20 protein-coding genes are annotated in these 19402 nt (G+C 39.3%); 17 read left to right on the plus strand and 3 right to left on the minus strand.

What is annotated here, in order from left to right:
- Window positions 1–812 (minus strand): transposase (locus tag KHA95_RS07800; protein ID WP_213136950.1); only part of this gene is annotated, 812 nt, incomplete at its 3' end.
- A 674-nt stretch (window positions 813–1486) separates the two neighbouring features.
- Here KHA95_RS07800 and KHA95_RS07805 point away from each other — a divergent pair.
- From KHA95_RS07805 to KHA95_RS07815, 3 genes are read left to right on the plus strand one after another with little or no spacing between them, the layout of a single operon-like run.
- Window positions 1487–1681: a PLD nuclease N-terminal domain-containing protein gene (locus KHA95_RS07805; RefSeq protein WP_213136951.1), complete on the plus strand. Its 195-nt coding sequence runs from the start codon at window positions 1487–1489 to the stop codon at window positions 1679–1681.
- A complete protein-coding gene (locus tag KHA95_RS07810; protein ID WP_213136952.1) occupies window positions 1678–2574 on the plus strand; it encodes an ABC transporter ATP-binding protein in 897 nt (298 codons plus the stop codon). The genes KHA95_RS07805 and KHA95_RS07810 overlap by 4 nt, the downstream gene beginning before the upstream one ends.
- Complete coding sequence (locus KHA95_RS07815; RefSeq protein ID WP_213136953.1) at window positions 2571–3347, plus strand: ABC transporter permease; 777 nt, start codon at window positions 2571–2573, stop codon at window positions 3345–3347. Before KHA95_RS07810 ends, KHA95_RS07815 begins: the two co-directional genes overlap by 4 nt.
- Window positions 3348–3537: 190 nt before the next feature.
- On the opposite strand, the gene KHA95_RS07820 is transcribed toward KHA95_RS07815, so the two are convergent.
- On the minus strand, window positions 3538–4740 hold the full coding sequence (locus tag KHA95_RS07820; protein ID WP_213136954.1) for an MFS transporter: 1203 nt from the start codon (window positions 4738–4740) through the stop codon (window positions 3538–3540).
- The gene (locus tag KHA95_RS07825; protein WP_213136955.1) at window positions 4737–5330 is read right to left on the minus strand and encodes a TetR/AcrR family transcriptional regulator; all 594 of its coding nucleotides are present in this window, start codon (window positions 5328–5330) and stop codon (window positions 4737–4739) included. Before KHA95_RS07825 ends, KHA95_RS07820 begins: the two co-directional genes overlap by 4 nt.
- A 157-nt stretch (window positions 5331–5487) precedes the next feature.
- On the opposite strand from KHA95_RS07825, the gene KHA95_RS07830 reads away from it, so the two are divergent.
- The 14 genes from KHA95_RS07830 to KHA95_RS07895 all read left to right on the plus strand — a co-directional run bounded on the left by KHA95_RS07830 (window position 5488) and on the right by KHA95_RS07895 (window position 19394).
- Window positions 5488–5754 (plus strand): hypothetical protein, encoded by a 267-nt coding sequence (locus KHA95_RS07830; protein WP_213136956.1) that lies wholly within the window; start codon window positions 5488–5490, stop codon window positions 5752–5754.
- Window positions 5755–5786: 32 nt separating this feature from the next.
- Window positions 5787–6548 carry a membrane protein insertase YidC gene (yidC, locus tag KHA95_RS07835; RefSeq protein WP_213136957.1) on the plus strand — a complete coding sequence of 254 codons (762 nt, stop codon included), beginning with the start codon at window positions 5787–5789 and terminating at the stop codon, window positions 6546–6548.
- A 165-nt stretch (window positions 6549–6713) separates the two neighbouring features.
- Window positions 6714–7937 carry an efflux RND transporter periplasmic adaptor subunit gene (locus tag KHA95_RS07840; RefSeq protein WP_349305449.1) on the plus strand — a complete coding sequence of 408 codons (1224 nt, stop codon included), beginning with the start codon at window positions 6714–6716 and terminating at the stop codon, window positions 7935–7937.
- Window positions 7921–8601 (plus strand): ABC transporter ATP-binding protein, encoded by a 681-nt coding sequence (locus KHA95_RS07845; protein ID WP_213136958.1) that lies wholly within the window; start codon window positions 7921–7923, stop codon window positions 8599–8601. Before KHA95_RS07840 ends, KHA95_RS07845 begins: the two co-directional genes overlap by 17 nt.
- Window positions 8598–9806, plus strand: coding sequence for an ABC transporter permease (locus KHA95_RS07850; RefSeq protein WP_213136959.1), 1209 nt, complete (start codon window positions 8598–8600; stop codon window positions 9804–9806). Before KHA95_RS07845 ends, KHA95_RS07850 begins: the two co-directional genes overlap by 4 nt.
- A gap of 140 nt (window positions 9807–9946) precedes the next feature.
- On the plus strand, window positions 9947–10753 hold the full coding sequence (locus tag KHA95_RS07855) for a GNAT family N-acetyltransferase (RefSeq protein ID WP_213136960.1): 807 nt from the start codon (window positions 9947–9949) through the stop codon (window positions 10751–10753).
- A 13-nt stretch (window positions 10754–10766) separates the two neighbouring features.
- Window positions 10767–11873: an o-succinylbenzoate synthase gene (menC, locus tag KHA95_RS07860; protein ID WP_213136961.1), complete on the plus strand. Its 1107-nt coding sequence runs from the start codon at window positions 10767–10769 to the stop codon at window positions 11871–11873.
- Window positions 11874–12020: 147 nt separating this feature from the next.
- On the plus strand, window positions 12021–12446 hold the full coding sequence (locus tag KHA95_RS07865; RefSeq protein ID WP_213136962.1) for an RbsD/FucU family protein: 426 nt from the start codon (window positions 12021–12023) through the stop codon (window positions 12444–12446).
- A gap of 15 nt (window positions 12447–12461) precedes the next feature.
- Entirely contained in the window at window positions 12462–13226 is a 765-nt protein-coding gene (locus KHA95_RS07870) for a DeoR/GlpR family DNA-binding transcription regulator (RefSeq protein ID WP_213136963.1), read from the plus strand.
- 4 nt (window positions 13227–13230) lie between these two features.
- The gene (gene xylB, locus KHA95_RS07875) at window positions 13231–14724 is read left to right on the plus strand and encodes a xylulokinase (protein WP_213136964.1); all 1494 of its coding nucleotides are present in this window, start codon (window positions 13231–13233) and stop codon (window positions 14722–14724) included.
- Between the two features lie 144 nt (window positions 14725–14868).
- Complete coding sequence (locus KHA95_RS07880) at window positions 14869–16374, plus strand: sugar ABC transporter ATP-binding protein (protein WP_213136965.1); 1506 nt, start codon at window positions 14869–14871, stop codon at window positions 16372–16374.
- A gap of 11 nt (window positions 16375–16385) precedes the next feature.
- Window positions 16386–17378 carry an ABC transporter permease gene (locus KHA95_RS07885; RefSeq protein WP_213136966.1) on the plus strand — a complete coding sequence of 331 codons (993 nt, stop codon included), beginning with the start codon at window positions 16386–16388 and terminating at the stop codon, window positions 17376–17378.
- 53 nt (window positions 17379–17431) lie between these two features.
- Entirely contained in the window at window positions 17432–18412 is a 981-nt protein-coding gene (locus KHA95_RS07890; protein WP_213136967.1) for an ABC transporter substrate-binding protein, read from the plus strand.
- A gap of 337 nt (window positions 18413–18749) precedes the next feature.
- Window positions 18750–19394 carry a class II aldolase/adducin family protein gene (locus tag KHA95_RS07895; protein WP_213136968.1) on the plus strand — a complete coding sequence of 215 codons (645 nt, stop codon included), beginning with the start codon at window positions 18750–18752 and terminating at the stop codon, window positions 19392–19394.
- Window positions 19395–19402: the final 8 nt, after the last annotated feature.

Raw genomic sequence — 19402 nt, forward strand, 5'->3', positions numbered from 1 at the left:
ACGATTGGACGTCCTACCTGGTCGATGATTTTCTGGACTAGCGGTTCAAGCATATTACTATCGTGAACATTTCCTGGAGTGACGATGTTTGCGAGTACAAATCCCTTCTCGTCCGTAGCAGCGTGAAAAGAATAGGCAAATTGCTTTGTCCGTTCATCCTTAACGTAATAACCACTCTCAGGGTCCGTTGTCGATTCTTTAATCTCCTTGTACTCTTCTGTTTCAAACTTTTCCGGTGGGAATGGTTTCTTCCCGTTCTTTTCACGATCAAGGTTGAGCTCCTCCTGGAGCCTCTTCTCATAAGCTCGCGTCTCTTTACGAACAACCTTCTTCTCGAACTTTCTCTTATTCGCACTCGCTTTAACATGGGTCGAATCAATGAAGACATGATCTGGGCTGAGAAGCCCACGATTTGTCACTTCGTTTAGAACTTTATAGAAAATCTGCTCGAACAGATCAGTATCTGCAAATCGACGGACATAGTTTTTCCCAAACGTGGAGAAGTGAGGAACCTCGGTATGAAAGCCAAAGCCTAGAAACCAGCGATATGCCACGTTCGTTTCAATTTCCTTGATTGTCTGGCGCATGGAGCGGATGCCGAAGGTATACTGAATGAATGTCATCTTGATCAGCACTACAGGATCTATGCTGGGTCTACCGATGGTCGAGTAAAGATCTTCAACTAATGGATAGATGAAGGAGAAATCAATAGCCGCATCTAGTTTGCGAACTAGATGATTTTGAGGAACCAACTGCTCTATGGTCAGCATTTCCAACTGTTCGCGCTCATTGATTTGATTCTTCGTCATCATATCCATCACCTCCTATTTTTAATAAGAAATACCGTTGATTGGAGCGTAGGGCGGCGACTCCTGCGGGAACAGCGCGAGCTGAAGACCCTGGACTGAGCACAGCGAGGGAAGCGGCTGAAGCCGTGCCCGCGGAACGCGTCCGCCCGAAGCGGAAATCAACTTTCCTAGGTTACCACTATTTTAAAAGAAAAAAGACCGTAAGCAAACACCTAAATTTCTGTGTTTGTCTACAGTCTGAAACGCTCATTTAGAGCGTTTTTTTGTTTGGTAGGATTGATTAGAATTTTGAAAGAGCACTGTCAAATGTAAATAACCCTTCAATGTTTTTTTACAGATGCATACCTAGTTGATTAGGGTTAAAGGCGGCGGCCCCTCGATAATGCCTCGCATTCCTCGGTGTGGCGGGCGTGCAGGGAAGCTTATTCAATTGTCCTGCGGGAAGCGCGAGACAGGTAAAAACCTGCCTGTAAGGAACGAAGCCTAAAATCGCCGCCTCGTGTGGCAACGGCTTCGTGAACTTCCGAAGCGCTTCACCGCTCACCCACTGAAAAGTGAAGTGCTTGAAGCGCAAATGTATGTTATTTATTTCAACTATAAAGATAAAAAATATATAGAAAATAGTAAATGTATCTGTTATATTATATATATAACAGGTGTGAGGAAGGTGATATTTGATGATAACGATCAATTGGGGATTAATTGCACCAATTCTTGTTATTCAATTTATACTCATTGTCATTGCTTTCATTGATTTGAAAAGACAAATTCAGACGAATGGACCCAAATGGATGTGGGCGTTAATTATTTTATTTGGTAATTTGATAGGTCCTATTCTTTATTTTGTAATTGGAAGGAGAAAGGATCGATGAATGTACTTGAAATAACAAACCTTTCAAAGCTTTATAAAAATAAAAAGGCAGTCGAGAATATTGAGTTTGTTCTGAAAGAGAAGAAGTGTACTGCCTTGCTAGGTCCGAATGGGGCGGGCAAAACGACGACATTAAATATGATTGCTGGCTTACTTAGTCCAACAACGGGAGGCATTCGTTCACCACTTTTAAATGAAAAGCAAGATCTTCGGACGATGATCGGATTTCTCCCGCAGTATCCTTCTTTTTACGGTTGGATGTCTGGCAAGGAATATATGATGTTTGCTGGTGAAGTATGTGGCTTAACAAAAAAAGAAGCGGAAACGAGAACAGGCTCTCTTTTACAGCTTGTTGGTTTAGAAGAAGCAAAAAATCGAAGAATTAATCAATATTCAGGTGGAATGAAACAAAGACTGGGAATTGCCCAAGCGCTTATTCATAAGCCAAAACTTATTTTACTAGATGAACCCGTTTCCGCGCTTGATCCATTTGGAAGACGGGAAGTACTCGAACTAATGAAAAGGCTAAAAGAGGAGACGACGATTTTATTTTCCACTCACATTTTAAATGATGCAGAGGAAATAAGCGATTACGTTTTATTTATGAATGAAGGCAAACTCATCGAATCTGGCAGTTTAAAAGAGGTGAGGGATAGAAATACGGAGAAGATGTTTAAACTACAATTTTCCCAGAGTGCATCAACATTTGCACCCCTTTTCAGTCAATATGAAATAAATATATACGAAGATACAATGGTGATGAATATTCAAGATGACGAACGTGCGAAAAATGATGTCTTCCAAATCGTTCTTCGTGAGAATTTGCCACTGCTTAAATTTGAACAAAGCAATCCTTCATTAGAAGATATATTTATGAAAGTGGTGAAAAAATGAATCAATTTCTCATTCTTTTCAAAAAAGAAAGGTTGGAGGCCGTTCGGGATATTAAATGGATTTGGATGCCGCTCGTATTTATCATTTTGGGGATTATGGAGCCATTATCGGCATACTATACACCACAAATTATTGAGAAATTCGGTGGATTACCTGAAGGGGCAATCATTGAAATTCCACTGCCGGCGGCGGGAGAAGTACTTGTTCGGACAGCGGGTCAGCTGAATTTATTTGGCGTGCTTGTCATCGTTTTGGCGTTTATGGGAATTCTAGCCAGTGAAAGGAAATCAGGAACTGCCGCGATGGTTCTCGTAAAGCCCGTTTCATATTATGCGTTTGTTTTGGCAAAATGGCTTCATGGGGTCGTTCTCGTTTTCTGTTCTTACATGCTCGGCATGCTTGCGGCTTGGTATTATACGTATCAACTGTTTGAATGGGTTCCAGCATCAGACTTTTTTGCTGGAAGCCTTACATTCGGAATCTGGCTCATATTTATTTTTACACTTACTTTGTTTTTTAGCAGTTGTAGTTCAAAATCCGGAATAGCAGCTTTTGGATCATTGGGCACTGTTATTGTTTTATCGATGATATCTTCATTACTCCCTGAAAAGTTTAAATGGAGTCCGTTTGGATTAACCGGATATGCAAGTGAATTTTGGATGGGGCAATCAGCTTCTGGGAGAATATCGATTACGATGATTGTAACTGTTGCCTTGCTTGCTTTGTTAACAATGTTTTCAATACGTATTTTTAAAAGGAAAGAGCTTTGCTAGTAAAAGATAGTTCATTGCTAGGCAGCTCAACCTGAAGCTAGGACATAATGTAATCGATCAATTCCGTAGGTGAACAACGGAATACCTTTGCGAATATATTTTCCGAGCGCGTGCTTTGCAAAACATTTGAACAATCAGTATAGAAACATACGGTCCTTTGAGTGTTCCAAAGGACCGTGTGCTTTCCTAGTTATTCTGTTAAGCTTTCCACTAATTGATTTTCTTTCCATGTGAGTGTAATGCAAAGACCGATGAACAAAATAAAAGCAGCGAAAAGATAAGGATAGTGGATATTAACGTCAAATAGTATTCCGGCCATTATTGGTCCGACGACCGTACCTAAGCTCGTATAGGTTGAATTCATTCCAGCGACAAATCCTTGTTCTTTTCCACCAGCTTTTGATAAAAATGTCGTCAATGCTGGACGGAGTAAATCAAATGCAAGGAAGATGAAGCAAGCGATCGCTAGCACTGCCAAAAAGCTAGAGATTACGGTAGACGCGACCGCTAAAATGGCACTTATCACTAAGCATAATTGGATCAGCTTCTTTTCACCAAGCATATCTACGATTTTTCCAAACATAAATACTTGCACGACAACACCGAAGATCGAACTGATCGTAATAATGGTTGCAATATCCTTCGGCGTATATCCAAATTTATGATCAGAGAAAAGACTGAACATCGTTTCATATGCTGATAAACCGAAAGCTAATACGAATACGATCATAAAGGCAATAAAGTACCGCGGATGAAGTGATTTTTTTAAATCCCCAATAAAACTAGTTTGCTTCGTATTCGCGGAAATGTCTGCAAGCTCTTCTTTCGTTAATGGCTCTTTTAATATAAATATAGATGAAAGGCAGGATAGAAATGCAATGGCTGCTGCGAAAAAGAAGGGCATCCGTATCCCGTATTCTGCAATAAATCCGCCAATGCCAGGCCCAATAATGAAGCCGGTACTAATAGCGGCAGAAATATAGCCCATCGCTTTTGGCCGCTCCTGAATGCTTGTAATATCTGCAACATAGGCAGTTACACCAGGCATAATAAACGCGGCGCTAACTCCGCCTAAAATCCTTGAGAGATAAAGGATTGTTACGTTCGTGCCAATACCAAAAATAAGTTCTGAAAGACCAAAAAGAAATAAGCCGATAATAATGATTTTCTTTCTGCCGTAACGGTCAACCCATCGACCTGCGGATGGTGACATAATCAGTTGGGCTACTGCAAAAGCAGCAAAAAGATAGCCCATCGTACTTCCAGATAAATGCATCATATTCATAAAGGCAGGCATTACGGGAATAATCAGTCCGATTCCTAAAAACACAAGGAATAAATTGCTTAGAAGGATAATTAATACCATTTTTTGTTCTTTAATTGGTTTTTTCATATATTAGCCCCCTGATATGAAATACCTCTCCAAAACACTGCCCAAGAAGCGGCTAATTTGGTTTGCAATCGATTCTCATCGTTTCCATACACAAGCTCAAGTAATATGGAATCAACGACTCCCAAGAAGGCTAAGGTCGGCGTTATTGCCGTATCTCCAACGATTAAATGAGCATCGATCCAATCTTGAAATTTCGCTTCTAATATTGCTTGCATCTTTTCTTCAATATCCATCACTTCTTGTTCGATTACCTTTTCAAGATGAGCCGGTGGAAAAAAAGACATACGAAGCCAAAATTTTAATTGCTCATTTTTTTGAAAAAGATCGATGAGAAATTTTAGATATCCATACAACACTTCTTCAGGACGACTTGCTCCAACCTTACTGAAATATTGGCGATTTGAAGATAGGTCCATTTCTTTCGCATCATGCAAAACTTGCAGAAAAAGGTCATCTTTTCCTTTAAAATGTGCGTAAATCGATTGCTTTTTCATGCCAACTTCTTCAGCTATAAGTGAAAGGGATGCTCCTTCATATCCATGAATCGTAAAATATTTGAGAGCAGCTTCCTTAATTTCATTGCTTTTCAATCGTATCACCTCAAAAATTAACGAACGTTCGTCAGTTATCTTAACAAAATTAAAAAACATAATCAAGGAGAATATCCGAAAATTATAGAATACAATTTTACTTTTTCACAGAAATATCGTTATAATGTAATGAGACAATAGAAATTGGGTGTTACTTATGTTTGAACTAATTCTCCAAGATTCATATGCTGAATGGATTGTACCACTGACGCTTGCTGTTATTTGGATCCTTAGCTTACAGCTTTTTTCTTTGGGGCATCCTGTTTACACACGTAATAAATCGGATTTTGAACCTCAAATGGCAATCATAAGGATGCCTGAGCATGTGATAGAAAATCCTGATCGACTCGTTTATTTATTAATGAGAACGATTAAAAGAAAAGAAAGTCCAGATGATTCCGAAGGTCCTCATCTTTCTATTTAAAATTCAAATTTTAAAATAGAAAGGTGAATTCATTGAAGAAAAATACGATAATACTAACGATTCTTATCGCTGTTACAGCTCTCTTAGGTGGCTGTTCAGGCGTTGAAAATCAAACAGGACTTTTTTACAATACATTTGTTGCTCCATTTGCGTTTCTCATCCATGAAATAGGGCACTTTTTTGGAGACAATTTTGGATTAGCTATTATCTTTATTACGCTACTGATCCGCCTTGTACTGATGCCGTTTATGTTAAAAACATATAAACATCAGCAAGAAATGAAGGAAAAAATGGCGAAGATTAAACCGGAAATGGAAGAAATTAAAAAGCGTTCAAAAGAAGCAAATACACCTGAAGCACAAAAGCAAGCCCAACAGGAAATAATGGAATTGTATCAAAAGCATAACGTCAATCCATTTAATATGGGGTGCCTGCCTATGCTGATTCAAATGCCCATTTTAACGGGCCTGTACTTTGCCATTCGAAGCTCACAGGAAATTGCGACTCATTCATTTTTATGGTTTAATTTAGGGCACACAGATGTTGTCATGACGATCATTGCTGGCCTTGTCTATTTTGTGCAAGCGCAAGTATCGATGGTAACGATGCCTGAAGATCAGAAGAAGCAAATGCGTATTTTTATGTATATATCGCCCGTGATGATAATGTTTATTTCATTTTCTGCACCAGCGGCATTACCTTTATACTGGGCAGTTGGTGGGATCTTCCTCATTATTCAAACATGGATTGGCAGAAAATATTATCAACAAAAGCCCGTAGAGTCGAATGAATAAATAACAAAAGATAGCCTGAATTACCAGGCTGTCTTTTTTTGACGATTTTTATTTCCAAAAATGTGAAACTTTTGTCATATAAAATACGTTAATATATATAGATACGCAATTTTACTGGATAAATAGAATGAAAACTCAAAAAAAGGGAGTTTAGGGGGAAAAAACGTGAAAAAGGTTTGGATTTGGATTGGTTCAATTGTCGGTGTGTTGGTTATCGCAACATCAATCACTTTATGGGTGAAAAATAAAAATGCACAAATGACAAGCTTTGAGCCAGAAGAGATGGCGATCGTCGTGCAAAAAGCAGCAGAGAGAGAATTATCGGAATCAATTCTTGTTTCGGGAAAGATTGTTCCAGAAGGGGAACAAAAAGTCTATTTAGAGCCTGAAAAAGGAGACATTCTTGAATATAAAGTGGAAGAAAACCAAGAAGTGAAGGTTGGTGACCCACTATTTATCTATGATGCTACGAAGCTTGAAAAAGAATTTGGCCGTGCTGTCCGTGAAAGGGACCTGATTCAAAAAAGAGCAAATACAGAATTGAACCAAATGGCAGAATTGGATAAACGCATTGCCGCTGCAAAGAAAAAAGTAGGAAATCCGAAAGTCGATGAGGAAACGGGTGAGGTCATCGAGGAAGTGACACAAGAAGATGTCAATCAGTTGCTAAATGAAAAAATTCAAATGGAAATGCAATACGAAGGCACAAAGGCGGAAGTTTCAGCAACTCAAGATCAAATTAATGATATTGATGCGCAAATTAAAGAGATGACAGTCGCGAGTAAAATAGATGGAATCATCGTTAAGGTTGAAAAAAATGTAGCGAAAACTGAAACGGGATCAAATGAACCTGTTATACATATTATTTCAAGTGAGCCTTATAAAGTTATTGGTACAATGAGTGAGTTTGATGCGGTGAGAATTCAAGAAAACCAACCGGTTATTATCCGTCCAAAAGTATATAAAGAGCGTGAGTGGCAAGGTGTCGTTGAATCTGTCTCTCAATTTCCAAACGATGAAGGTGGCGGAGATGACTTTGCATACGGTGGCGGTGGTGGAAGTGTAACGATGTATCCATTTAAAGTGGCGATCACAGATGATACATCAGAACTTCGTCAAGGCTTCCATGTTTCGATGGAAATAAATATTAGTGGAGATGAGAAGTTTCTAACGATCCCACATACGGCCATCATAGATGAGGGCGGAATTGAAGTCGTCTACGTTTTAAATGAAGGGATTTTGGAGCGACGTGAAATTCAAACGGGAGCCATGAATGATGAGTTTATTGAAATTACTGAAGGTGTGAGCAATAACGAACTTGTTGTCATCTCCCCTTACGATGGATTGTTCGATGGAATGGAAGTGACCTCCTTTGATGAAGTTGAGTGAAATTACAAAAATTTACGGGAATGGGCAATTGAAAGTTCCTGTTTTGCATGGAATTGATTTGGAGATCGAAGATGGGGAATTCATTTCTATTATGGGACCATCTGGATCAGGAAAATCCACATTGATGAATATAATTGGATTTTTGGATTACCCGACAACAGGAACATATGAATTAAATGGTGAGGATGTTAGCTCCGTTAAGGAGAAAAGCTTAGCAAAATTACGAAACGAGCATATCGGCTTTGTTTTTCAACAATTTTTCTTACTGCCGAGGCTGAACGCTCTTAAGAACGTTGAATCTCCGCTCATTTACTCAGGGGTATCTAAGAAAGAAAGAGCGAGCAGAGCAAAAGAAATGCTCGCTAAAGTAGGATTGGAAGATCGAATGGGGCATTTGCCGAACCAGCTCTCAGGTGGACAGAAGCAAAGAGTGGCGATTGCACGGGCACTTGTGAACGATCCTTCGATTATTTTAGCGGACGAGCCAACAGGTGCACTCGATTCAAAAACGAGCGCACAAATATTAGATTTATTAGTGCAACTGAATAACGAGGGCAAGACGATCATCCTTGTCACACATGAGGAAGAGATCGCTGCCTATTCAAACCGAATTATTACGTTAAAAGATGGATTGATTATAGATGACCGGAGGAAGATGTCATGAATATATGGGAAAGTTTTAAAATTGCCCTCTCCTCCATTTGGAATCATAAAATCCGCTCGATTTTAACGATGCTTGGAATCATCATTGGTGTTGCAGCGGTCATTACGATTGTCGCAATTGGTCAAGGGGCAAAAACACAGTTAACGGAAGATTTATTTAGTACGGATGAAAATGTCATTCAACTATTTTATGAACCTTTGCCGAGTGAAGATGGTTCAGAAATAATGATGTGGAGTGAGCCGGAATTAACATCTTTAGATATTGACGTTCTTGCCGAGGTACCAGGCGTAAAAGCGGTGCTTGCAACGAATCAAGGCTGGGGAACGATGATATATAATGACAAACAGGGTGATTTGGATATTACCGGTGTTGGTCCAGAATATTTTTCAGCAAGAAATATTCAAGTTGTTGAAGGACGCGTAATAAATGAACGAGATAATGACGGTATGAACCGGGTAGTTATGATTGATACAGTTGCGCGAGATAAGTTTTTTAGCGGCACGGAAGAAGTGATTGGCGAAGTCATCGATTTGAGTGACAATCCATATAAAGTCATTGGTGTGTACGAATCGCCAATTCCTGAGCAATATCGTTGGAATGAAAGTGGAGAAATGCTCATGCCAAGAGCTGTCATCTCTATGATGTTTGGCAGTAGAGAAGTTGAGCAATTAGCTGTCATTGCCCAAGATGCCGATACACTTGTAGAAACAGGAATCTTGGCGGGTGAGAAGTTAACGGAAGCGAAAAATCTCGAAGATGGCATATATACGACATACGATATGGGAGACTACCAAGCGGAATATGAGCAGTTTTTAACGATTATTACGTTGTTTATTAGTAGTATTGCGGGGATTTCACTCTTAGTTGGTGGAATCGGCGTCATGAATATTATGCTCGTATCTGTCACTGAACGTACAAGAGAAATTGGACTTAGAAAAGCACTAGGTGCAACAAGAGGGAGAATCTTGTTACAGTTTCTAATCGAGTCAGTAACATTAACTTCCTTAGGAGGATTAATTGGAATTGGCTTTGCTGTATTAGGAAGCATCTTAGTTTCACAATTCTCACCAATAACGGCAATCATAAATCCGATTGTTGTCATCATTGGCGTTGGCTTTTCAGCATTTATTGGAATTATCTTTGGGATCTTGCCGGCAAACAAGGCGTCCAAACTTAGCCCAATTGATGCATTAAGATATGAATAAGGGAAAAAGCTTGTTCAATCGCTTTGATTGGGCAAGCTTTTTATTGTGAATATAAAGGAAAAGTAAATATTTTGTCATTTCATACTAAACATGAAAATATATCTGCGCTATACTTAAAGGAGAATTAGAGGTGAAGCAAAATGATTGAAAATATTGAAATACGCCAATTGCATTCAATTGATGAGATGAATCAGGTTCAGGCTTTGGAAGATCTTGTTTGGCGTGGAGATGCGATCCCATCACATCAAACATTAACAGCGATTAAAAATGGCGGATTGATGCTGGGAGCTTTTATACATGGCGAATTAATAGGCTTTAATTATAGTTTTCCGGGATTTGTCGATGGAAAGGTGTATTTATGTTCACATAATATGGGGATTCATCCAGAATATCGTGGTAAAGGAATTGGTGAAAAGTTAAAGGAGAGACAAAGAAAAACAGCGTTGCAAATGGGATATCATTTAATTACATGGACATATGACCCATTAGAAACGAGAAATGCATATTTGAATTTGTCGAAGCTGCGAGCGGTTTGCCATACATATGTGGAAAATTGTTATGGGGAAATTAATGATGGACTAAACAATGGTCTGCCAACTGATCGTTTTCAAGTCGAATGGTGGATTGATAGCGAATATATTAAGGGAAATACGGAACCAAAGCTGAGTCAATCTGCAATTATTCCCTGGGAAATGACAAGGGACTTTCCACAATTACCTGATTTCGACATCATTCCTATTGAACAATTGATTTATGTGCCTGTTCCAGCTGATTTTCAAGCGTTAAAAAAGATGGATCTTGAGTTGGCGATCGATTGGAGAATGAAAACAAGAAACATTTTTCAAACGTTATTTGATAAAGGATACACAGCCGTAGCCCTTGAAAGAGGCAAAAAAGAACCGGTCCACCATTATAAACTTTTAGACCGATCATTAATACATAAATGAAAAGGTGAAAAAATTGATCATTAAAGAAGTCATTGTGCGTCAATTAAAAATGAAGATGAAATTTGATTTTACAACGAGCTTTGGGACGCTTAAAGATAAAGAGTTTTTATTAGTTGAAGTAAAAGATGAAAATGGAAACAGCGGATGGGGAGAGTCAGGTGCTTTTCATGCTCCATGGTATAACGAAGAAACGATGAAAACGAATTGGCATATGCTTGAGGATTTTCTTATCCCCGCTTTGCTCAATCAAACAATTGAGCATCCAGATGAAGTATCAACACTATTTGCTGATTTTCGCAGAAATTATATGGCAAAGGCAGCAATTGAAACGGCCGTTTGGGACTTATATGCGCGTAACAAAGGTATCCCACTTGCTACTGCGCTTGGAGGAAAGAAAACAAAAATCGAAGTGGGTGTCAGCATCGGGATTCAGGAATCAGTAGACGACCTTCTCAAGATCATCGACCGTCATGTCAACGAAGGATATAAGCGGATGAAAGTGAAAATCATGCCAGGCTGGGATGTCGATGTCATTCGCCAAATTAGAAAACAATTTCCTAATGTCCCACTCATGGCGGATGCTAATTCTGCCTATACGTTAAAAGATATCGAACTTCTCAAAAAACTAGATGAATTTGATTTAATGATGATTGAACAGCCGCTAGCAGCCGATGATATTATTGACCATGCGAAATTACAAAAAGAAATTCGCACACCTGTCTGCTTAGATGAAAGCATCCATTCCTATGAGGATACACGCAAAGCGATCGAACTTGGAAGCTGTAAAATCATTAATATTAAAATTGGCCGAGTCGGTGGATTAACGGAGTCAAAACGAATTCATGATCTGTGCCAGAAGCATGATATCGCGGTATGGTGTGGTGGCATGCTTGAAGCCGGTGTTGGAAGAGCGCATAATATTGCGTTGACGACATTAGGAAACTTTATTTTACCGGGAGATACAGCGGGATCCTCTCGTTATTGGGAAAGAGACATTATCGAACCAGAAGTGGTTGTCGAGGATGGATATATTCATGTTCCCGATCGTCCGGGAATTGGCTATGAGCCGGATGTTGATTTCATTCAGAAACTAACTGTATATGGAAAAGCATTTTCATAAGAGGAGAGCAGTGAGGCCAAGTGCTTCACTGTTTTTATTTTATGACTGAATTTTCATTAGATAAGGATAAATTAGAATAGTGTGTTGTTTTATATTGGTATTTTTGATAAAGTAAAAATAAAACAACAGAAAACAAAGGAGAACAATATGCTTAAACATATTCCAAATAATATTTCGCCTGAATTGATGAAAGTATTGATGGAGATGGGACATGGTGATGAGATTGTGATCGCCGATGGGAATTTTCCTGCTGCGTCCCATACAGAGAGACTTGTTCGTTTAGATGGCCATTCAATTCCCCCTCTTTTGGAAAGCATATTAATGTATTTTCCTCTCGACACATTTGTTTTATGTCCAGTTACATATATGGCAACTCCAGAAGGGGATCCGACGCCGGAAATTTGGAACAAATATGAGGAAATTCTAATCGAATCTGGGGAAGAGAACATTGGAACAGTAGAAATCGATCGATTTGCCTTTTATGATCGAGCGAAAGAAGCATATGCTATTATTTCGACGAGCGAATCAGCTTTATACGCTAATGTTATTTTGAAAAAAGGTGTTGTTAGATAATGGGAGGTGGATGACATGCTTGTAGCTGTCAGAAGAAGAGAGATTCTAGCGACGGTAAAGGATAAAAAAACCGTTCGTGTATCCGATCTTAGTGATAAGTTCCATGTAACGGAAGAAACGATTCGGCGTGATTTAGAAAAGTTAGAATCCGAAGGAAAGCTTTTACGTACGCATGGTGGAGCAATGTCGCTTGAGGGAGAACAAGGAGATTTACCTCATGTCCAAAGGGAAATTATTCATAAAAAAGAAAAAACAGAAATTGGTCGAGAAGCGGTCAAACATATTGAAGAAAATGACATTATTTTTCTAGATGCGAGTTCCACAATTCAATGTGTGGCACGATATCTTCCAAATATCCCATTGACGGTCTTAACTAACTCAATTCCAATATGTGTAGAATTAGCAAAGCATTCCAATATTCGGCTTATCTGTACTGGTGGGACGTTTATGGAATCATCAATGTCATTTGTTGGCCCATTGACGTTAAAAACAATCGAACAATATCATGTGAAAAAATCATTTTTTTCTTGTAAAGGAATTCATTTAGATTGGGGAATTAGTGATTCAAACGAATTGCAGGCATTAGTAAAAAGCAAAATCATGGAACGATCTGAAGAAAAGTTTCTGCTTTTTGATCACTCGAAGCTTGAGAAGAAGGCGTTTGCTACCATTGGGAAAATAGCAGATGTGGATACAATGATTGTTGATTCACTTGCGGATGATGCCCTGCTCAAGATGTATGCAGATCAAGGTGTAAAAGTGATGAAAGCAAGGAGGTAATGAATTGATATTAGCTCATGACATTGGAACAAGTGGGTTAAAGTCAACTGTTTATACACCAGATGGGACATTGTTGGCATCTGTTACATCTTCCTATCCATTGTTTTACGGCAATGAATTTGAGGTGGAGCAGAATCCAAATGATTGGTGGAATGCCCTTTGTCATAACACACAAAACATTATTGAAAAAGTAAATAAAGATGATATAAAATGTGTCTCCTTTAGTGGACAAATGATGGGAGTAGTAGCGGTTGGGGAAAATGGCGAGGTACTTCGTAATTCAATCATCTGGGCGGACCAAAGGGCATATCGTGAATCAGAAAAGCTACTAGATCGTTTTTCTTCAGATTGGCTTTATAGGCTAACGGGAAACCCAACGACACCGTCATATTCTGCCCCAAAAATATGGTGGTTCAAAGAAAATGAACCTCATTTATATGAAAAAACAGTTTGTTTCTTACAGGCTAAGGATTTTCTCATTTTGAAACTAACAGGCGAATTTGTAACGGATTATTCCGATGCGAGCGGTACCGGAATGTTTGATTTGAATGAAAAAGTATGGATGAAGGAAATATTAGATTTTATGGGAATTCCTGAGGAAAAGCTTCCGATGGTTTGTGCTTCTACTGATTGCATTGGGACAATTACACATCAAGCGGCGATCGAATGTGGGCTTCTACCTGGTACGAAGGTAATTGCGGGTGGCGCTGACGGTAGTTGTGCTGCAATGGGCGCCGGGGTGATCGAAGATGAAGAATTATTTTCATACTTGGGTTCATCCGCTTGGGTAGCAAGTGCGTCAGCACAACCCATTTTTGAGCGAGAGCAGCGCACGTTTAATTTTATACATGTTGATAAAGAAAAGTTTATGCCGATCGGAACAATGCAATCCGCCGGTACATCATTTGAATGGATCCGTTCAATAACAGCTTCTAATCAACCTAATTCACTACAATGGATGAATGAACAAGCAGAGCGTTCACCAATTGGTTCGAATCGTCTATTTTTCCTTCCGTATTTAATCGGAGAACGATCCCCTATTTGGGACAAGCATGCGAAAGGTGCTTTTATTGGCTTAACTCCTCAACATGATGCCGGACATATGATTCGTGCTGTGATGGAAGGGGTCGCTCTAAATTTAACTTGGATATACAAATGTTTAGCAGAGCAAAAGACGTTTCGTGAATTATGGTTTTTCGGTGGAGGAGCAAACAGTAAACTATGGCAGCAAATGCTCGCAGATATGACGGGATTGCCATTAAAAGTTCCGCGCTTAAAGGATGAAATCACTGGAATGGGAGCTGCAATCGCCGGGGCTGTCGCGATTGGCGAATTATCCCAATTAGCAGATGCGAAATCATGGATTCAATTGGAGCAAATCATTGAACCGGATGAAAAGCATTTTTCCGTTTATCAGGAGAAATTAGCGGAAATGAAGCAACTCTATGTGGCATTAAAACCACACTTTCATCTCAAAGTGATGGATCAACATAGATGATATTAATTTTGCATATATATAAATTAAAATTTCTGAAAATGTGAAAAATTGCCTTGATTTAGTAAATTAACTTGTATATAATCAACATAAATCAAAATAAACAGAAGAAAAACAAAAGTGTATTTGTTGATAGGGGGACGAGAAATGAGTGATCCACTATTAATAATGAAAAACATCTCGAAATCATTTCCAGGGGTGAAAGCGCTATCGAGTGTTGATCTTGAGTTAAGACGTGGGGAAGTACTCGCCTTAGTCGGAGAGAATGGTGCTGGAAAATCCACACTTATGAAAATATTAACCGGTATCTATTTAAAGGATGAAGGCACAATCACATTTGAAGGGGGAGAGATTGAAATGACCTCCCCGAAGCAAGCTCAGGAAATAGGAATATCAATGATTCATCAGGAACTTAACTTAATGAAAGATTTAACCGTTGCCGAAAATATTTTCATTGGAAGAGAACCAAAAGGGATGTTTAACTTTTTCTTAAAAGATCAGGAGTTAAATGCGAGAACAAAGGAACTGTTTGATAACTTAAATATTGATCTGAATCCAAGAACGAAAGTAAAGGATTTAACCGTTGCAAAACAGCAAATGGTTGAAATCGCCAAAGCATTATCCTTTCATTCAAAAATCATCATTATGGACGAGCCAACAACTGCATTAACGGAAAACGAAACTGATGCGCTGTTTGAAACAATTAATGATCTACGCCGAAAAGGCGTCGGAATCATTTATATTTCCCATCGAATGGATGAACTAAAGAGAATTTCCGACAGAATTACGGTGATGCGTGATGGGACATACGTTGATACACTCAAAACGGCGGAAGTTGAAATGAGCAAAGTAATTCAACTGATGGTCGGACGTGAAGTCTATATTGAATCAAAGCCTTCTTTTTCAAATCAAAAAAGGGACGTCGTTCTTGAAGTGAAAAACGTATCGACGAAATCACATTTAAAAGATATTCATTTTGAACTGAAAAAAGGAGAAATCCTAGGGTTTGCTGGATTAATGGGGGCTGGGCGAACAGAGGTAGCACGTGTTTTATTTGGTGCTGACCCTATTGCGAGTGGAACAATTACACTCCACGGACGCACCGTAAAGCTTACAAATCCAACGACAGCGGTAAAAAACGGTATTGGTTATTTATCAGAAGATCGCAAGCAATTTGGACTGCTTGTCGATATGGATGTGAAATCGAATATGTCGATGACAACGATGAGAAATTATGCAAAGACCGGTATTTTTGTAAGCGATACCAAGATTAAAAAAGCAGCTAATGAATATGTCGATCGCCTTCAAATTAAAACGCCGTCGATCCATCAAAAAATCAAATTCCTCTCCGGAGGGAATCAACAAAAAGTCGTAATAGCGAAATGGTTACTTCGAGACTGTGATATTTTGATTTTTGATGAGCCGACACGAGGGATTGATGTCGGAGCAAAAGGAGAGATTTATAAATTACTAGATGAGCTTGCAGAAAGTGGGAAATCAATTATTATGATTTCCTCCGAATTACCAGAAGTACTGCGGATGAGCCATCGGATCATCGTCATGGCGGAAGGGCGAATTACGGGTGAATTAACAGCAGAAGAAGCTACACAGGAAAAGATAATGGAATATGCGACGAAAATTCATCAAGGGTAGGGGTGATGCAAATGAATCTAGAAACAGTTGTCCAGCCGAAAGGTGTAAAGGAGAAGAAATTATCGTCAGGGGCGATCCAACAGCTTCTAGCTTTTGGAAGTTTACTAGTATTAATTATTTTTTTCTCGCTCGCATCAAGTAGTTTTTTACAATATAACAACTTAATTGGAATTTTGCTGTCAACAGCGGTCATCGGGATTCTTGCGTTAGGAGCTACCTTTGTCATTATCACCGGAGGAATTGATCTTTCAGTAGGAACAGTAATGACATTATCATCTGTTATGACTGGCGTGTTCGTTGTTCAAGCAGGAACACCGATTTGGATTGGAATCATTGGTGGAGTACTAACAGGGGCAGCTTGTGGATTTTTATGTGGAATTGCGATAGCGAAATTAAATATTCCACCGTTCATTGCAACTCTTGCGATGATGATGGTTGCAAAAGGATTAGCGCTCGTCATATCAGGAGCAGCACCAATCTACTTCAGCGATCATCCAGCATTTACGAAGATTTCACTAGGATCGATCATTCCCGGAATCAATGTACCGAACGCCATTTTGATTTTCTTTATTATGGCGATTATTGGTGGGGTCATTTTATCAAAAACAATTCTTGGAAGATATAATTTTGCGATTGGTAGTAATGAAGAAGCAACAAAACTATCTGGAGTGAATGTGAACTTTTGGAAAATAACAATCTATACACTTGCGGGAGCTTTTACTGGAATTGCGGGTGTGTTAATGGCGTCGAGACTAAATTCTGCTCAACCAGCACTAGGACAAGGTTATGAACTTGAAGCGATCGCGGCGGTCGTCATCGGAGGCACATCATTAAGCGGGGGAAAAGGAACGATCGTAGGAACGGTGATCGGTGCGCTCATCATGAGTGTACTTACAAATGGATTGCGCATTATGTCAATTCCACAGGAATGGCAAACAGTTGTTGTTGGATTAGTCATTATATTAGCTGTATATGCCGACATGCTTCGAAAGAAAAAAGATTAGCGGTAGGACGTCTATATTAGACTAACTATATTTTAAAAAAAGGGGAGAAAAGGATGAAGAAAAAAGCTTGGATTTTAAGTGTTATTCTCGTCATGTCTCTGTTTTTAGCAGCATGTAATTCGGATGGTGAAAAAGCTTCGTCAAATGAAGGAGGAGGAGACGGCGATACGTATATTGCAATCGTATCAAAAGGTTTTCAGCATCAATTTTGGCAAGCGGTAAAACAAGGTGCCGAACAAGCGGCTGATGAATTTGATGTGAAGATTACGTTTGAAGGACCGGAAAGTGAATCACAAGTTGATAAACAAATTGATATGCTTCGAGCTGCTCTTGATAAAGGACCGGATGCAATTGGTTTTGCAGCGTTAGACTCAAAAGCATCTGGACCACTTTTGGATGAAGCAAAAAGCAATGACATACCTGTCATTGCATTCGATTCGGGGGTAGATAGTGATATTCCACTTTCAACCGCTTCAACTGATAATAAGGCAGCATCTGCACTTGCAGCAGAAAAAATGGCTGAAGCGATCGGGAAAAGCGGGAAAATTGCTATGGTTGTTCATGACCAAACATCTGTAACAGGTGTTGAGCGTCGAGACGGGTTTAAAGAAAAAATTGAATCAGACTACCCAGACATTGAAATTATTGATATTCAATACGGTGGTGGAGATCACTTGAAATCTACTGACTTAGCAAAAGCAATGATGCAAGCGCATCCAGATTTGAAAGGAATTTTTGGTTCAAATGAAGGTTCAGCAATCGGTGTTGTGAATGCGGTTCGTGAACTAAATAAGTCTGGTGATCTTGTCGTCGTTGGATTTGACTCTGGAAAAGCACAAATTGATGCAATTAAAGATGGTTTAATGATTGGAGCCGTGACGCAAAATCCAGTTGGAATTGGCTATGAAACGGTGAAAGCTGCCGTAGCTGCAATCAAAGGAGAGAGTGTAGAAAAAAACATTGATACAGGCTTCTATTGGTACGACAAAGATAATATGGATGAGGAAGATATTAAAGCGGCTCTTTATGAATAAGCACTAAAACAATAAGGGGCTAGGACATAACTAAAGTGATCAATTCCGTAGGCGAACGATGGAAATAGCTTAGCGTAGGAAATATATGTGAAATAATGCGGCAAGAAAGGCATCGTTGAGGCCGCGGTGTGTTTAAGGAACGAAGCCTAAATTCGCCACATCATGTGACAACGGCTTCGGACCAACATCCTGTTGGCCAGAGGTTCAACAGCCGCACGCGGAAAGCGAAGGTCTATTTCTGAAGCGAGTTATTTGCAGTTGCTAGTGTTCGGATTTTGATTTGATAAATAACTTTTGTCCTAGCCACTTATTTTAAAAGGCGAAAGGAGAATGAATCATGATACAAGTCATTCAAGAGTTAAAAAAATATGCAGCTCGCCTTGTTGATTCTGGGCTCGTTGTTGGTGCCGGAGGAAATCTGAGTATGCGTGATGGCGAATATATGTACATTTCTCCGAGCGGATTTGATTTAAAAGAAATCGAGGATGATCAATGGGTGAAAGTCCATATTGATACAGGGAAAATCATCGGGGATTTAAAACCTTCATCAGAAGTGCTTATGCATCTCGTATGTTTTCGAAAGAATCAGAACGTTAATGCTGTCTTGCACGCCCATCCAACTTATTCGGTTGGTGTATCATCATCTGGTAAAGATATTCCTCCAATATTTCCGGATTTCCCAGCAATGATTAAAAAAATTGGCTATTTGGATTACTTAATTCCAACCACTCATGTGTTAGCCGATGCGGTTGCTGGACTAGCGACTGATCATGATGTGGTCGTAATGAGAAATCATGGAGTATTAACGCTTGGAAGAACGATGAAGGAAGCTTTTTTCTTCATGCAGCTGACAGAAGAGTCAGCGAAGGTTTATACGATTGGTACAATCCATGGCGGGCTACGTATATTGAGCAATGAGGAATGCGATGATTTACGAAATCTTTCATCTGAAAAGTATCGTTCAAGCTTGCTACAAAATTAGGGGGGAGT

Source organism: Bacillus sp. FJAT-50079 (genome assembly GCF_018343515.1).
GTDB lineage: Bacteria > Bacillota > Bacilli > Bacillales > Bacillaceae_C > Lederbergia.

Bases quoted from the DNA above. Each gene is read 5' to 3' on its own strand.
- KHA95_RS07810 (WP_213136952.1), top strand. From the start codon at position 1,678: ATGAATGTACTTGAAATAACAAACCTTTCAAAGCTTTATAAAAATAAA.
- KHA95_RS07820 (WP_213136954.1), bottom strand. From the start codon at position 4,740: ATGAAAAAACCAATTAAAGAACAAAAAATGGTATTAATTATCCTTCTA.
- KHA95_RS07850 (WP_213136959.1), top strand. From the start codon at position 8,598: ATGAATATATGGGAAAGTTTTAAAATTGCCCTCTCCTCCATTTGGAAT.
- KHA95_RS07880 (WP_213136965.1), top strand. From the start codon at position 14,869: ATGAGTGATCCACTATTAATAATGAAAAACATCTCGAAATCATTTCCA.
- KHA95_RS07805 (WP_213136951.1), top strand. From the start codon at position 1,487: ATGATAACGATCAATTGGGGATTAATTGCACCAATTCTTGTTATTCAA.
- KHA95_RS07865 (WP_213136962.1), top strand. From the start codon at position 12,021: ATGCTTAAACATATTCCAAATAATATTTCGCCTGAATTGATGAAAGTA.
- KHA95_RS07815 (WP_213136953.1), top strand. From the start codon at position 2,571: ATGAATCAATTTCTCATTCTTTTCAAAAAAGAAAGGTTGGAGGCCGTT.
- KHA95_RS07890 (WP_213136967.1), top strand. From the start codon at position 17,432: ATGAAGAAAAAAGCTTGGATTTTAAGTGTTATTCTCGTCATGTCTCTG.
- KHA95_RS07895 (WP_213136968.1), top strand. From the start codon at position 18,750: ATGATACAAGTCATTCAAGAGTTAAAAAAATATGCAGCTCGCCTTGTT.
- KHA95_RS07855 (WP_213136960.1), top strand. From the start codon at position 9,947: ATGATTGAAAATATTGAAATACGCCAATTGCATTCAATTGATGAGATG.
- KHA95_RS07830 (WP_213136956.1), top strand. From the start codon at position 5,488: ATGTTTGAACTAATTCTCCAAGATTCATATGCTGAATGGATTGTACCA.
- KHA95_RS07885 (WP_213136966.1), top strand. From the start codon at position 16,386: ATGAATCTAGAAACAGTTGTCCAGCCGAAAGGTGTAAAGGAGAAGAAA.
- KHA95_RS07870 (WP_213136963.1), top strand. From the start codon at position 12,462: ATGCTTGTAGCTGTCAGAAGAAGAGAGATTCTAGCGACGGTAAAGGAT.